General features: G+C 74.9%; 12 protein-coding genes. 6 read left to right on the top strand and 6 right to left on the bottom strand.

Annotated elements, in window-relative coordinates; all coding sequences use genetic code 11:
• Positions 1–2: 2 nt before the first annotated feature.
• A complete protein-coding gene (locus tag ACIRS1_RS30455) occupies positions 3–641 on the bottom strand; it encodes a TetR/AcrR family transcriptional regulator (protein WP_360209808.1) in 639 nt (212 codons plus the stop codon).
• 240 nt (positions 642–881) lie between these two features.
• On the opposite strand from ACIRS1_RS30455, the gene ACIRS1_RS30450 reads away from it, so the two are divergent.
• Positions 882–2,063, top strand: a complete 1,182-nt coding sequence (locus ACIRS1_RS30450; protein WP_360209806.1) for an agmatine deiminase family protein — start codon at positions 882–884, stop codon at positions 2,061–2,063.
• Positions 2,064–2,148: 85 nt separating this feature from the next.
• Here ACIRS1_RS30450 and ACIRS1_RS30445 read toward each other — a convergent pair whose 3' ends face one another.
• The 3 genes from ACIRS1_RS30445 to ACIRS1_RS30435 form a co-directional block, all read right to left on the bottom strand.
• The gene (locus ACIRS1_RS30445) at positions 2,149–3,303 is read right to left on the bottom strand and encodes an agmatine/peptidylarginine deiminase (RefSeq protein ID WP_402845303.1); all 1,155 of its coding nucleotides are present in this window, start codon (positions 3,301–3,303) and stop codon (positions 2,149–2,151) included.
• 146 nt (positions 3,304–3,449) lie between these two features.
• The gene (locus ACIRS1_RS30440; RefSeq protein WP_402845301.1) at positions 3,450–4,487 is read right to left on the bottom strand and encodes an agmatine/peptidylarginine deiminase; all 1,038 of its coding nucleotides are present in this window, start codon (positions 4,485–4,487) and stop codon (positions 3,450–3,452) included.
• A gap of 253 nt (positions 4,488–4,740) precedes the next feature.
• Positions 4,741–5,319, bottom strand: coding sequence for a TetR/AcrR family transcriptional regulator (locus ACIRS1_RS30435; RefSeq protein WP_396318125.1), 579 nt, complete (start codon positions 5,317–5,319; stop codon positions 4,741–4,743).
• A 340-nt stretch (positions 5,320–5,659) separates the two neighbouring features.
• Between ACIRS1_RS30435 and cseB the strand changes: the two genes are divergently transcribed.
• The 4 genes from cseB to ACIRS1_RS30415 all read left to right on the top strand — a co-directional run bounded on the left by cseB (position 5,660) and on the right by ACIRS1_RS30415 (position 11,340).
• On the top strand, positions 5,660–6,352 hold the full coding sequence (gene cseB, locus ACIRS1_RS30430) for a two-component system response regulator CseB (RefSeq protein WP_402845299.1): 693 nt from the start codon (positions 5,660–5,662) through the stop codon (positions 6,350–6,352).
• A 3-nt stretch (positions 6,353–6,355) separates the two neighbouring features.
• Positions 6,356–7,699: a sensor histidine kinase gene (locus ACIRS1_RS30425; RefSeq protein WP_402845298.1), complete on the top strand. Its 1,344-nt coding sequence runs from the start codon at positions 6,356–6,358 to the stop codon at positions 7,697–7,699.
• A gap of 217 nt (positions 7,700–7,916) precedes the next feature.
• Complete coding sequence (locus ACIRS1_RS30420; protein WP_387906610.1) at positions 7,917–8,669, top strand: ABC transporter ATP-binding protein; 753 nt, start codon at positions 7,917–7,919, stop codon at positions 8,667–8,669.
• 67 nt (positions 8,670–8,736) lie between these two features.
• On the top strand, positions 8,737–11,340 hold the full coding sequence (locus tag ACIRS1_RS30415) for an FtsX-like permease family protein (RefSeq protein ID WP_402845297.1): 2,604 nt from the start codon (positions 8,737–8,739) through the stop codon (positions 11,338–11,340).
• A gap of 201 nt (positions 11,341–11,541) precedes the next feature.
• Here ACIRS1_RS30415 and ACIRS1_RS30410 read toward each other — a convergent pair whose 3' ends face one another.
• Entirely contained in the window at positions 11,542–11,745 is a 204-nt protein-coding gene (locus ACIRS1_RS30410; protein WP_402845295.1) for a hypothetical protein, read from the bottom strand.
• 105 nt (positions 11,746–11,850) lie between these two features.
• Here ACIRS1_RS30410 and ACIRS1_RS30405 point away from each other — a divergent pair, with 105 nt between their 5' ends.
• A complete protein-coding gene (locus ACIRS1_RS30405; protein WP_402845293.1) occupies positions 11,851–12,393 on the top strand; it encodes a TetR/AcrR family transcriptional regulator in 543 nt (180 codons plus the stop codon).
• Between the two features lie 30 nt (positions 12,394–12,423).
• Here the strand turns inward: ACIRS1_RS30405 and helR are convergent, their stop codons facing one another.
• Complete coding sequence (gene helR / locus ACIRS1_RS30400; protein WP_402845291.1) at positions 12,424–14,589, bottom strand: RNA polymerase recycling motor ATPase HelR; 2,166 nt, start codon at positions 14,587–14,589, stop codon at positions 12,424–12,426.
• Positions 14,590–15,180 lie beyond the last annotated feature (591 nt).

The following is a 15,180-nucleotide window of genomic DNA, read 5'->3' as shown; positions in this document are numbered from 1 at the left end:
GGTCAGACGGTGGCGGACAGCGAGGCCATCAGGGTGCGCAGCACCTGAGCGGCGTCCACGGTGCCGTCGAGCGAGCCGATGGCGGCGATCCCGTCCACGGCCGCGGCGAAGGCCTCGCCGAGCGGGACGGGGTCGGCGGCGGAGCCGCGCTCGTCGACCAGCACCCCGAAGAGGCGGACGAAGCAGGACCGCCACCGCGCGTACTCGGCCTCCAGGCTGACCCTGACCCGTTCGTCGTTCAGGGCGAGCCAGTGCAGGGCGGCGTGCAGCCGCGCGAGGTCCGGGCTCTCCGGCCGCGTCAGCAGGGTCAGCACCCGCTCCGCCCGCTCGGCGTAGCCGCCCGGGCCGTCCACGGCCCGTTCGAGGGGGGCGATCCACTCGGGCCGGATGTCCGCGACCACCGCGACGATCAGGTCGGTGCGGTCCGCGAAGTGGTAGTGGCACATCCCGTGCGAGACCTCGCACAGCGCGGCCACGTTGCGGGTGGTGAAGCGGCCGGCGCCGGCGCCGGCGAGGAGGGTCCGGGCCGCCGCGATCAGCCGGGCCCGGGTCTGCTCGCCCTTGGCGGAGGAGCGCGTCCGGCCGCCGCCGGCCGGTGTCGCGGAGGGAGCCGGGGCCGTGCCTGTCGCCTGCGTCGCCATGGCGGCAACTGTAGCCAGGACCGGGGCGCGGCGGCAGGGAGACGGCCGTGGTCGTGGGGCCGCCGGGGCGGTCCGGACGGTCCGCGGGCGTTCCCCTGGCGGCTTCCGGGCGGCCCGGGGCGGGCGCGGTCGGGGGACGTCGGGGCGGATGCCTGCGCAAACTATTGACCGAGCGCTTGGTCAGTTCTACCTTTCCGGTCAACTGCGGTGCATGCAGCCGGCATTGACATGGAGGCAGAAATGAACGACCAGCTCAGATCCGAGCAGGCGGCCACGGCGGGCGTCGGCCGACGCGGATTCCTCGCGGCCGCGGGACTGGCCGCGGCCGGGGCCGCGCTCACCGTCGCCACCGGCGGCCCGGCCTCGGCCGGGCAGCGGCGCGGCACGGCGACCGACGGGCGGACGCTCACCGCCACCGGCCTCGTCGTGCCGATCGACACCGCTCGGCACGCCCGCACCTGGATGGCCTGGCCGGACAGCAGCACCATCTGGCGCAGCAAGCTCGCCGGCGTGCAGTCGAACATCGCGCTCATCGCGAAGACCATCGCGAAGTACGAGCCGGTCACCATGCTCGCCAACCCCGCCAGCGTCTCCAAGGCGCGCTCGATGTGCGGCACGGCCGTCACGGTCATCGGCGACATCCCGGTCGACGACTGCTGGATGCGCGACACCGGCCCGGTCTTCCGCACCGACGGCGCGGGCGGGTTCGACGCGGTCGGCTTCAACTTCAACGGCTGGGGCAACCGGCAGACGCACGCCAACGACGCACTGGTCGCCCGCCGCGTCGCCGCCTACCTCGGCGTCCCGTTCACCGCGGCCGGGCTCGTCACCGAGGGCGGCGCCGTCGAGACCGACGCGGCCGGCACCCTGATGGCGACCAGGAGCAGCATCCTCAACGGCAACCGCAACCCCGGCATGTCGCAGGCCCAGGTCGAGGCGGCCCTGTGCACCGCCTACGGGGCCACCAAGGTGATCTGGTTCCCCGGCATCGCCGGCCAGGACATCACCGACGACCACGTGGACGCCACCTCCCGGTTCGTCGGCGGCGGCACGGCCGTGGTGCAGGCGCCGCTGGCCGGTGACACCGACGTCTGGTCCAACGACGAGCGCCAGCAGTACCAGATCCTGTCCGCCGCCACCGGCGGGCAGGGCACCCCGGTCTCCGTCAGCCGGATCCAGGGCCCCGACTACAACCTGATCCGCTCGACCAACCCGTCCTTCGTCGGCTCCTACGCCAACTACTACCTCTGCAACGGCGCGGTCATCTCCGCCCAGTTCGGCGACACCAAGGCCGACGCGGCCGCCCGGACCACGCTCGCCCGGCTCTTCCCCGGCCGGACGGTCGAACAGCTCAACATCGACAACCTCGGCGCCGGGGGCGGCGGCATCCACTGCGTCACCCAGCAGCAGCCCGTCCCGTAGCGGGTGCCGTGCGGCGGGGCGGGCACCGGCCCGCCCCGCCGAACCGGGCCCGGCCGGTGCGGGCGGCCGGGCGGTCCGTGGTGGGTCAGCCGAGGGCGGGGATGTCGTGGGTCGCGCAGTGGATGCCGCCACCGCCGGCGGCTATCGCGTCGATCTTCACGGGGACGATCTCGCGGGTGGGGAAGTACTGCTTGAGGATCTGCTGGGCGCGGTCGTCGGCCCGGGCGTCGCCGAACTTCGGCAGGTAGACGCCCTTGTCGCCGATGTAGAAGTTCATGTACGAGGAGACGAAGGCGTCGCCGCGGCCGGTGATCTTGTCCGGGTCGGGCTGCTGGAGCTCGACGACCTCCAGCTTCCGGCCGCGCGCGTCGGTGGCGGTCTTGAACACCGAGCGCGCCTGGTCGGCGGAGCGGGACCAGACGTCGGCCGGGGTCCCGGGGAAGGCCTGGTCGAGCAGGACGACGCCGGGTGCGGCGAAGCGGGTCAGGCAGTCGACGTGGGCGTCGGTGATGTCCTTGCCCTTGACGCCGGCGAGCCAGATCACCTTGGTGACGCCGAGGACCCGCTTGAGTTCGGCCTCGACCTGGTCGCGGCTCATGCCGGGGTTGCGGTTGTCGTTGACGACGGAGCTCTCGGTGACCATCAGGGTGCCCAGGCCGTCGGTCTCGAAGGAGCCGCCCTCGGCGACCAGCCTGGTCTCGATGCGCTCCACGCCGTACTTCGCCAGCACCGTCCGGGCGACCTTGGCGTCGTTGCCGCGCTGCTGCTTGCCGCCCCAGCCGTTGAAGTTGAAGTCGACGCCCTTGACCTTGCCGCCCTCCTCGACGAACACCGGCAGGGTGTCCCGGGCCCACAGGTCGTCCACCGCGATCGGCACCACCTCGACGGCCGAGCCGCACGCCTTCTGCGCGGCGTCCTTCTGCTCGGGGCGGGCCATCATGACCACGGGCTCGCGGGCCGAGATGGCCTGGGCCAGCCCGGCGACGTCCCGTCGCACGTCCGGGAGCTGGTCGCCCCAGACGGTCTCGGAGGCCGGCCAGGACATCACCGTGCGCAGGTGCTTGTCCCACTCGGCGCCGAAGCGTCGGGGGCCGGAGCCGGTGCCGCCGGACTGCGTCGGCAGCGCGGTCGCCTCCGGGTCGAGGCCGTCGAGGTCGTTGCAGGCGGTGAGGCCGAAGGCGAGGACACCGGCGCCGGCGAGGGAGCGCACCAGGGTGCGGCGGGACATGTCGGTGGGCATGCGGGATCTCCAGACGGGGTCGTGAGGGTTTCGGGAGAGGTGCCACGGGCGGGGCGCCCGGCGGTGCGGTTCCGTGCGGTGCGGTTCCGCGCGATTCCGAGCCGCGCGGTCCCGCGTGGTGCGGTGCAGTGCGGGCCGGACGGGCCCTACGGCAGCGGCTCGTGCATGGTCGAGCAGTGGATGCCGCCGCCGCCGGCCATCAGGCGGTCCACGTCGAGCTGGACGACGTGACGGCCGGGGAAGGCCGCGGCGAGCGCCTCCTTCGCGGCCGCGTCCTTGTACGCGTCGCCGAACTGGGCGGTGATGACACCGCCGTTGACGACGTGGAAGTTGAGGTAGGAGTCGACGAACTTGGAACTGCGGGAGCGCACGGTGTCCGGGCCGTGCACGGGGATGACCTGCAGCCGGCGGCCGCGGGCGTCGGTGGCGGCGGACAGGATCGCGAACTGCTCGCGGGCGTCCCGCGCCCAGGCGTCGTTGCGGTCCGCCGGCGGCAGCTGGACCATCACGACGCCGGGCCGGATGAACCGCGAGGTGACGTCGACGTGGTCGTCGGTGATGTCCTGGCCCTTGATCCCGGGCAGCCAGATCATCTCGTCCGCGCCGTAGGCGTCCAGGACGGCGTCCTCGATCTCGTCCCGGCTCATGCCGCGGTTGCGGTTCTTGTTGACCAGGCTGCTCTCGGTGGCCATGACGGTGCCGTCGCCGTCGGTCTCGATCGCCCCGCCCTCGCCGACGAAGTCCGCGTAGGAGTGGCGCAGGCCGCGGCGGGCGGCCAGGCGCTCGGCGACCAGGGCGTCGTCGTCGTGGACCTGCTTGTTCCCCCAGCCGTTGAAGTTGAGGACCACCGCGTCCAGCCCGCCGCGGCCGTCCCGGCGGAACACCGGGGCGATGTCGCGCATCCACAGGTCGTCGGTGGGGATGGCGGTCGTCACCTCGACCGACGGTCCGCACCAGGAGCGGGCCTTGTCCGCGGTGTAGTCGTCGGGGGCGCACATGACCACCGGCTCGAACCGGGCGATCGTCCGGGCGATCAGGGCGATGTCCTCCTGGATCCGGCCCAGGCGCAGCCCCCACACGCCCCTGCGGGAGGGCCAGGACATCCAGGTCCGCGCGTGCGGGACGTCGTCCGCGGGCACCCAGGAGTAGGTTCCGGTGGAGCGGTCATCGCGGTGGTGGGTCATGAGGGTCTCCAGATCGTGCAACGGTGCCGGGAGGGGGCGGGCCACCAGGTCCACTCTTCGCGCCGCGACGCACCGGCGCACCAGGTGGCACGGTCCGGTGGCTGCACCCCGCCCGCGGTCCCACACTCGCATTGACTGAAAAGTCAGTCAAACTTATCGGCACACCTTGACCCGATCGGCAGTGACAGGCCACGGAGCGTGACGAATCGGACGGAGGCGGACGGCCCGGAGCGGGCCCGCCCGCCCCACCCGGTCAGGAGCCGAGACCCGCCAGCTCGGTCTCGACGGCCTCGGACATCAGCGTGCGGGCGTGCGCCAGCGGCAGGCTGCCGCTGAGCCAGCGCATGCTCACGCCCTCCAGCAGCGCGGTCAGCCGCTCGGCCGCACCGGCCAGCGCGACCGCCGAGGACATCGGCCGCACCTCGCCGATCAGCTCGGCGATCTCCTGCACCCAGACCCGGGTGGCCCGCGCCAGATCCTCGCGCAGCGTCTCGTCGAACACCGCACTGGCCCTCAGTTCGCCCCAGGCGGTGCTGTTCTCCCGCACCTCGGCGCTGTCCTGGAGCTCCAGCAGCAGCGTCTGGTCCAGCTCCTCGCGCGGCGTCAGCGGGGGCGCGTCCGCGGGCCGGTCGGTGGTGTACCGCTCCGCCCGGTCGTTGATGAACTCCAGGGTCTGCCGGAGGATCCCCGTGCGGTCCTTGAAGTGGTAGTAGATCAGCGCGGTGGAAACCCCCGCCTCGGCGGCGAGCTCCTCGACCCGCAGGCCGCGCACCCCGCGTCGCGCGATCACCCGCGCCGCTGCTTCCAAGATCGACGTTTTACGACTGGCCACGGCCGCCACCTTACCGGGACGCCCCCGCCGGCCTCCGGGCACCGCCTGACCCGTCCGTCAGCCACCGGCCGGACGCGCGGGCGCGTTTGTATCCGTCGGGTATCGGCGGGGGCTCGGCCGGCCGTCGGTCCGCCGCCGCCCCGGGGGGCTCGGCCGGCGCGACGGAGGCCGCGAGAGGTGGCCCGACCTGGGAGTTCGCGGCGGCGGGGTGGGCCGGGCGGCCCCTTCGGCCCCGGCGGCGGGGGGCCGGGAGCTGTCGTAGGGTTTCCGGACGGGCGCCCGGTGACGCCGCCGGACCCGTCCCGCACCCCACTCCACCCGCCCCGAGGAGCCGCCCGCCGTGTCCCCGCCCCCCGTCCGCGTGCTGCTGGTGGAGGACGACGAGCTGATGCGGAGGTCGTTCACCGTCGCGCTGGAACGCTACGGGTACCGGATGCGGGCCGCGGCCGACGGGCTGACCGGCCTGGAGCTCTTCCGGGAGCAGGAGTTCGACCTGCTCGTCCTCGACGTGATGCTGCCCGGGCTGGACGGGATCGGGCTCTGCCGCCGGATCCGGGAGACCAGCCTGGTGCCCGTGCTGATGATGTCCGCGCGCGGGGACGGACTCGACGTCGTCGCCGGCCTGGAGGCGGGCGCGGACGACTACGTGGTCAAGCCCGTCGACACCTACGTCCTGGTGGCCCGGATCCGCTCGCTGCTCCGGCGGGCGACGTACGCGCCGCTCCCGGGGCCCGGTCCCGACACCGGGGACGTGCTGGTGTTCGGCGACCTCACCGTCGACACCGCCGGCATGGTCGTCACCGTCGCGGGCAGCCCCGTCGCGCTGACCCCGACCGAGCTCAAACTGCTGCTGGAGTTCGCCGCCCACCCCGGCGTCGTGCTGGAACGGCACACCCTGCTGCGCGAGGTCTGGGAGTACGGCTGGGACGGCGACAGCCGCGTGGTGGACCTCTGCGTGCAGAGGCTGCGCCGGAAGCTGGGCCGGGACCGGATCGAGACGGTCCGCGGGTTCGGCTACAAGCTCCGGCGCTGAGCGGTGCGCCCGTTCTCCCGGCTGCGGCCGGCCCGCACGTCGCTGCGCTGGAAGATCGCCGCCCTGGCCGCGGCCACGGCCTGCCTGGTCGTCGCGGCCGTGGGCGTGCTGGTGCACCTGTGGACGGCGCACGACGTCCGCGACCGGGCCGGGGCACAGGCCTTCAACGCCGTGTACTCGGCCGTCGACGTCTACCGGCGCACCGGCACCCTCGCGGACGGCGCCGAACTCGACCCCGACGCACTGCCCGCCGCCCTGCGCCACCCCGCCGACGACGCCCGGCACACCGCCTACGACGGGCGCGTCGAGGGCAACCTGGGGCCGAGCGTCTGGGCCGCCCAGCGGACCGCGGGGCCCGGCAGCCCGGTGCTGGCCGTCCGGGTCAACCTGAGCCCGGAGCTGCACGACCTGCGCCGGCTCGACGTGACGATGGCCCTCGCCTCGTTGCTCGCCCTCGCGGCGGCCGCGCCACTGGCCGTCTACGGGGCCGGCCTGGTCGCCCGCCGGCTGCAGCGGGTCTCCGAGACGGCCGGCCGGATCTCCGCCGGGGACCTCGACGCCCGGACCGGACCCACCGCGGGTCGGGACGAGGTGGCCGAGATCGCCGCCACCGTCGACCGGATGGCCGACGACCTCGGCCGGCGGCTGCGCACCGAACGACGGTTCACCGCCGACGTGGCGCACGAACTGCGCACCCCGGTCGGCGGTCTGCTGGCCGCCGTCGACCTGCTGCCGCCCGGCGAGACCGAGGACCTGCTCCGGGCCCGGGTCCGCGACCTGCGCGCCCTGGTCGAGGACCTCCTGGAGATCTCCCGCCTGGACGCCGGTGCGGAGCGGCCCGTCCGGGCCCGGGTGCCGCTCGGGGCGGTCGTCACCGAGGCCGTGCAGCGCACCGGGCTCGGGGGCACCGAGGTCGTCGTCCCCGGCGCTTCGCCGCGCGCGGGGGCGGGGCAGATGGACGCAGAGGCCGTGGCGGCCCCGGACACCGCGGGCACCGCGGACGACGTGGACGACGCGGAGACCGCGGGCACCGTGGAGACCGATCCGCGCCGGCTGGAGCGGATCGTCGGCAACCTGGTGGTCAACGCCCACCGGCACGGGGCCGGCCCGGTGCGGGTCACCGTCGAGGGCCGGACGGTCGTCGTGCGCGACCACGGCCCCGGCTTCCCGCCCGACCTGTTGCGGCACGGCCCCCGCCGCTTCCACACCGGCTCCGCCGAGCGCGGCCCGGGCCACGGCCTGGGACTGACCATCGCCCTCGGGCAGGCCCGGCTGCTCGGGGCCGACCTGCGGCTGGACAACGCCCCGGACGGCGGCGCCGTCGCCACCCTGCGGCTGCCCGGCTGACCCCGGAAGCGCACCGTCGGCCGCGGTGACCGAGGCGCACTGCCGGGCCCGGTGACCGCACCCGCGGGCAGCCGGGCGACGGAACCGATACGGAGTGGAGCGCGCGGTGATACACCGCGGCCGGGGCCCCGATACACGCCCCGGACACCCTCGACGTGCACCCTTCCGCACCGACGAGGAGCCCGCCGTGACCGCCGACCCCCTTGCCCGCCACGCCCTGCTCACCACACCCGGGATCGCGGCCGCCACCACCGACCTGACCAGGGTCTACGGCGCCGGCGACACCCGGGTCACCGCCCTGGACCGGGTCAGCGTGGCCTTCCGGGAGGCCGAGTTCACCGCGATCATGGGACCCTCCGGCTGCGGCAAGTCGACCCTGATGCACTGCGCCGCCGGCCTGGACACCCCCAGCTCCGGTTCCGTGCGGATCGGCACCACCGAGCTGGGCACGCTGGGCGACCAGCAGCTGACCCGGCTGCGCCGGGACCGGATCGGCTTCGTCTTCCAGGCGTTCAACCTGCTGCCGACACTCACCGCGCTGGAGAACATCACGCTGCCGCTGACCATCGCCGGGCGCCGGCCGGACCGGCAGTGGCTGGACCGCGTGGTCGCCATGGTCGGGCTCGCCGGCCGCCTCCACCACCGGCCCGCGCAGCTGTCCGGCGGCCAGCAGCAGCGCGTCGCGGTCGCCCGGGCGCTGACCTCCCGGCCTGCGATCGTCTTCGCCGACGAGCCCACCGGCAACCTCGACTCGCACGCCGGCGCCGAGGTGCTCGGCTTCCTGCACGCCTCGGTGCGCGAGCTGGGACAGACGGTGGTCATGGTCACCCACGACCCGGTCGCCGCCGGCTACGCGGACCGCGTGGTGTTCCTCTCCGACGGCCGCCTGGTCGACGAGATGACGCGGCCCACCCCGGAGCGGGTCCTCGGGGTCATGAAGGGCTTCGACGCCCGCTCCCGCACCAGCTGACGCGTCGCCGGCCGACGCCCGCGCCCACCCACCCCCGCCCGTCCTCCACTCCTCCCGGAAGTCGCCCATGCTGAGAACAGCCCTGCGCAACGTCCTGGCGCACAAGGCCCGTCTGGCCATGACCGTCCTCGCGGTCTGCCTCGGCGTCGCCTTCGTCTGCGGCACCCTCGTCTTCGCGGACTCGACCGCCGCCGCCCACCGCGCCGCCGCCTCCAGGAACTTCGCGGACACCGCCGTCGCCGTCACCGCGCGGGCGGACCCCACCGCGGGACCGGCGGACCGGCGCGAGGACGTGCTCACCGACGCGCTCGCGCGGACCCTGGCCCAGCTTCCCGGCGTCGCCGCCGTCCGGCCCTCCGTCGACGGCGCCGCCGTGCTGAACGCCGCGGACGGCAGCCCGCTGAGGGTCCGGCCCGGGGCGAACCTGGCCGCCGCCTACGTCCCCGCCACGGGTGGGAAGGACGGCGGGACGGCCGGCCGGGACGCCCGCTACCCCCTGGTCGAGGGCCGCGCCCCCGCGGGCGGTGACGAGATCGCCGTGGACGTCGGCACCGCCGCCGCCGGCCGGCTGCACCTGGGCGACCGGGTCACGCTGGCCACCGACGGGCCGGCCATGACCAAGCGGCTCGTCGGCCTCGTCACCACCGCCGACACCCGGGTCACCGCCCGCGGCACCCTCGTCCTGTTCGACCGGGCGACCGCCCAGGACCTGTTCGCCGCCCCGGGCCACTACACCGCGATCGACCTGTCCGCCGTGCCCGGCACCGCCCAGCCCGAACTCGCCCGGCGGGTCGCCGAGGTGCTCCCCGCGGAGCGGGCCGAGGCCGTCACCGGCGCGGCCCTGGCCGTTCAGCAGGCCGCCTACGTGGGCGTGCTGACCCGCGGGTACGAGAAGACGCCGATGGTCTTCGCCGGGGTCGCGCTGTTCATCGGTTCGTTCCTGGTCGTCAACACCTTCACCATGCTCGTCACCCGGCGCAGCCGTGAGATCGCGCTGCTGCGGGCGATCGGCGCCTCCCGCCGCCAGGTCGTCCGGACCGTCCTGACGGAGGCACTGCTGGTCGGCCTCGCCGCCTCGGCGGCCGGGTTCGCGCTGGGCCTCGGCGTCGCCACCGTGCTGCCCGCGGTCCTGGGCGGTGGGGACACGCTGCCGCACGGCCCGCTGGTGATCGGGCCGCGCCCCGTCGCGGCGGCGCTCGGCGTGGGGGTGGGCGTGACGGTGCTCGCCGCGTGGCTGCCCTCGCGCAGGGCCGCGCGGGTCGCGCCGGTCGAGGCGCTGCGCACCGTCCAGCAGCCGCCCGCCGGCCGGGCCGGCCTCCGGGCCGGGGCGGGCCTGGCCCTGCTGCTCGCCGGGGCCGGCCTGCTGGTCGCGCTCGCGGCCACCGCCGAGGACGCCTCCGAGGCGAACCTGCGCAACGCCCTGCTGGGCAGCGGCCTGCTCGTCGTCGCACTGGTCGTGCTGGCACCGCTGCTGGTGGCCCCGGCGGTGTGCGCCATCGGCCGGCCGACCGATGCGCTCGGCCGGCGGCTGACCGGCGGTACCGGGATCACCGGTCACCTCGCCCGGCAGAACGCGCTGCGCGACCCGCGGCGCACCGCGGCGACCGCCGCCACCCTGCTGGTCAGCACCGCACTGGTCACCGGCCTCGCCGTCGTGGGCCACTCCACCGGGCAGGCCCTCGACCGTCGGGCCGCGGCCGGGCTCGGCGCCGACTACGTGATCGGCACCGGCAGCACCACGGCCGGCATCGACCCGGACGCCGTCCGGCGGGTGGCCGGGGCGGGCGGTGTGCGGACCGCGAGCGCCGTCACCGACTCCACCCTGTTCCTCGGCGGCGGCGTCCGGGAGGTCTCCGGGGTGGACCCGGCCACGGTCGGCGAGGTGATGCGGCTGCACTTCCTCGGCGGCTCCGTGCAGGACCTCGGGCCGGGCCGCATCGCCCTCTCCGAGACCGTCGCCCGGGAGAACGGTCTGCGCACCGGCAGCCGGGTCGAGGCCCGGATCGGCCCGGGCGGGGAACCCGCCCCCTACACCGTCGTGGGCGTCTACCAGGACAATCCCACCGCCCGCGACGCGCTCGGCGCCGGAGACGAGGTACGGCGACACGCCTTCCGGCCGGGCTCCGTCCAGCGGATCCTGGTGCGGACGGAGGGCGGCGAGGTCTCCGCGGCGGTGGAGGGCCGGCTGCGGGCCGCGGTGGGCGGCAACCCGCTGCTGACGGTGCGGGACCGCGCCGCGGTCGTCCGGGCCGCCGCGGGCACCGTGGGCGACCTGCTGACCCTGGTGAACGGGCTGCTCGTGATCGGGGTGGTGATCGCCGTGCTCGGCGTCGCGAACACGCTGGCGGTGTCCGTGGCCGAGCGCACCCGGGAGATCGGTGCGCTGCGCGCCCTGGGCATGGACCGGGCGGGTGTCCGGCGGATGATCCGGCTGGAGGCGGTGACCGTCGCGGCGTTCGGCACCGGGCTGGGCCTGGCCGGAGGGCTGTTCTGCGCCTGGGCGGTCGGGGCGCTGGCCAACGGCGCGATGGCCGGGTACGCGTTGGAGCTGCCCTGGGGCCGGCTGGCCCTGACCTGCCTGCTCGCCCTGCTGGTCGGTGCCCTCGCCGCCGCCGTTCCGGCCCACCGGGCGGCCGCGCTGAGCCCGCTGGAGGCCGTGGCCGAGGTGTGAGGCCGGGGCGCACGGCCGTGGTGTGAGGCCGCACCCGGGCAGCCCGGCGGGACCGCGGAGGTCCCGGCCGGGCTGCCCGGAACCGGGCGGCCGCGACTGGTCGGCGTCCCGGCCCGGGCGGCGGTGCAACGGTGGTTGCGGTGCGTCCCGGGTCGGGCGGCCTGGCAGCCGCAGATCTGGGTGTGGGTGTGGCGCGCCGGTTCAGGCGGCGTGCAGCGTGATCAGGCGGACGGCCGGGGCGGAGACCACCTGGACCGTGTCGACGCCCGGCAGGCGCAGCTTGGCGAAGCCGCCCTGGAAGGACACCAGTGCGTGCGGGACGGACGCGGTCGGCGTGCCGTCCGCCGTGAGCACGGCGTAGCCGGCGTTGAGTTCGACCGCTGCCTCGGCCCACTCCTGGTCCATGACGCCCCCGGTGTTCGGTGCCCCCGAAACGGTACCGATCGGTACCGACGGCAAGGACGGTACCGACCGGTGCCGTTTGGCGTCAAGGGTGGTTAGATCGGGGCCATGGCCGTAAACGCACGGGCGCGCCTGCTGAGCACCGCCGAGTCCCTCTTCTACGCCAACGGCATCCGCGCGGTCGGCGTGGAGCGGATCCTCTCCGAGTCCGGGGTGGGCCGGGCCTCCTTCTACCGGCACTTCTCCGGCAAGGAGGCCCTGGTGGTCGCCGTCCTGGAGGGGCGGGACGAGCGGTGGCGCGCCTGGCTCAGCGAGCGGGTCGCGGCCCACGGCGGCCACCCGCTCAACATCTTCGACGCGCTCGCCGAACGCTTCGCCGCGCAGGACTTCCGGGGCTGCGTCGCGATCAACACCATGACCGAGTTCGCGGACGCCTCCAGCCCGGCCCGCCGGATGGCCGCCCTGCACAAGACCCGGGTCATCGACCTGGTCGAGCAGCTGATGCGGGACGCGGACATCCCCGACCCCCTGGCCCGCGCCAAGCAGTTCGCGCTGCTGATGGACGGGGCCATCGTCACCGCCCTGCGCGAGGGGGCCCCGGACGCGGCCGAACGGGCCCGCGGCATCGCGCAGGCGCTGCTCGCCGCCTGACCGCGCGCCGGCCGCGCCCCCCCCGTGCCGCTACCGCGGAGTGGTCAGGACGACGAGCTCCCTGGTCGCCCTGGTCATCGCGACGTAGCGGTCGACGGCCCCCTCGACACCCCCGCCGAACGCCTCCGGGTCGACCAGGACCACCAGGTCGAACTCCAGGCCCTTGGACAGCTCCGGGGTCAGCGAGCGGACCCGCGGCGTCGCCCGGAAGGCCGGGTCCCCGATGACGCAGGCGGTGCCCTCCGCGTGCTCGGCGAGCCAGGCGTCGAGCACCGACTCCAGCTCCGCCGTCGACCCGTGGCGGACCGGGACGCCGTTGCTGCGGATGGACGTCGGCACGTTGGCGTCCGGCAGCGCGGCCCGGATGACCGGCTCGGCCTCCGCCATGATCTCCTCCGGCGTCCGGTAGTTCACGCTCAGCGAGGCCACCGTGACCCGCTCCAGCCCGGCCCGTTCGAGCCGTTCCCGCCAGGACCCGGTGAACCCGTGCCTGGCCTGGGCGCGGTCCCCGACGATGGTGAAGCTGCGGGAGGGGCAGCGCAGCAGCAGCATCTGCCACTGCGCGTCGGTGAGCTCCTGGGCCTCGTCCACGACGATGTGCGCGAACGGGCCGGCGAGCGGCTCCGGGTCGCCGGCGGGCACGGCGTCCTCGTCGACCAGGCTGTCCCGCAGGTCCTGCCCGCGCAGCATCGCCACCGCTCCCTCCCCGTCCTCGTCGGCCGCGAGGATGTGGTCGATGACCTGAGCCATGCGTTCGCGCTCGGCGGCGACGGCGGCCCGCCGCCGGCTCTGCCGGCGGGCGGCCTCCGGGTCGCCGAGACGCTGACGGGCCGCGTCCAGCAGGGGCAGGTCGGCGACCGTCCAGGCCTGGGCGTCCGGGCGCTGCAGCGCCCGGACCTCGTCGGCGGTGAGCCAGGGGGCGCACAGCCGCAGGTAGGCGGGGACCGTCCAGAGGTCGCCGACCAGGTCGGCCGCCTCCAACAGCGGCCACGCCCGGTTGAGGGTGGTGACCAGGTCGCGGTCGCGCAGCAGCGACTTGTGGAACAGCTCCGGCGGGACGTCCTCCTCCTCGCCCCCCTCGGCGTGCTTGTCCAGCAGGATCGTCACCAGCTCCGCCCAGATCTGCTCGCGGGCCTCGTTGTGCGGGGTGCCCGGCTCCACGGCGTCGAACGCCTCGGCCCAGTCCCCGGCACTCAGCCACAGGTCGGACCAGTCGGTGCTGACCGTCATCCCCTCGGCGGGCGGCTCCTCGTAGACGGCGACGGCCTTCTCGACCGCCTCGACCAGGGCGGCGGACGCCTTCAGCCGGGCCACCTCCGGGTCGCTCTCCTCCGCCGCCCGGGCGCCCTCGGCGACCAGGTCGCGCAGGGTGCAGGTCCGCACGCCCTCCTCGCCGAGGCTGGGGAGGACGTCGGCGACGTAGGAGAGGTAGGGCTGGTGGGGGCCGACGAAGAGCACGCCGCCGCGGCGGTGGCCGAGGCGCGGGTCCGAGTACAGCAGATAGGCGGAACGGTGCAGGGCGACGACGGTCTTGCCGGTGCCCGGACCGCCGTCCACGACGAGGGCCCCGCGCGACCCCGCCCGGATCACGGCGTCCTGGTCGGCCTGGATGGTGGCGAGCACGTCCCGCATCCGGGGCGAGCGGGAGCTGCCGAGGCCGGCGATGAAGGCGGACTGGTCGTCCAGGGCGGCGTGGCCCTCCAGCCCGTCGGCCGTGAACACCTCGTCCCAGTAGTCGCTGATCCGGCCGCGGGTCCAGCGGTAGCGGCGCCGGCTCGCCAGGCCCGCCGGGTTGGCGTGGGTGGCGGCGAAGAACGGCTCGGCCGCGGGGGAGCGCCAGTCGATCAGCAGACGGCGCCCCGCACTGTCGGTGAGGCCCAGCCGGCCGATGTACACCGGCTCGGGGTCGTCCGCACCGACCACGCGGCCGAGGCACAGGTCCAGGCCGAAGCGGCGCAGGGCGCGCAGCCGGGCGGTCAGCCGGTGGACCTCCGCGTCCCGGTCCATCGCGGCCCGGCCGATGCCGCCGGGCGCCTTCCGTGCGGCGTCGAGCTGCTCGGACAGCTCGGCGACGGTCTGTTCCAGGCTCTCCGTGACGGCGGCGAAGTGTCGTTCGTCGGCGGCGATCAGTGCCGGGTCGGCCTTGGCGGTGAGGTGCTCGGGCAGGTCGAAGGCGCTGGCGGTCAGAGGGTGCATGGCATCGGCTCCGTTCCGGGGTTCCGAGGTCGATCCTGGGAGACCCGGCGGTGCCGCCGGCTCCGGTCTCGGCCTGCGATTGTGCGGCAGCACGGGGGCCTTGCGGCAAGACCCCCGGTGCGCTATAGGTTGAGAGTGGCAAGGGATGGGTTCACTCCCTCGCCGTCGCGCCGGTTCTCGCGCTCCCCGCCGCCGTACGCCGGGCGGGCTTCGGGATTTGCCTCCGGCCCGCTGCGGGCCTAGTGTTCTCTAGTCGCTCGACAGGGAGCACCGGACACGCATCGGCGCGGACGGTCCCGGGGCGGCCAATCCCCTGAAACACCACTTCCCGGCTCGGGCCGGGTCGCGTCCTGTCGCGGCTCGGTGCGTATTCGGCATGTGCGTTTATCGGATTGCGGCCGGATTCGCTTTTCGGAGCGGAGGTCGGCTAGAGTTTGAAACGTCGGACGGGGCGCAAAACCCCGGAAGACACCGGCGAATTGGATGACGAAGCCCCGGAAAACGGAGCGGAAAACATCTGATAAGCTGGAAACACGAAAGAACGAAGCGCCCGGAGGGCCTGCTGGAAGGCAGACCGAAGGAAGTGTCCGT

The sequence above is a fragment of the Kitasatospora sp. NPDC101176 genome (assembly GCF_044768035.1).
GTDB lineage: Bacteria > Actinomycetota > Actinomycetes > Streptomycetales > Streptomycetaceae > Kitasatospora.
This window is presented reverse-complemented; position numbering and strand designations above follow the sequence as displayed.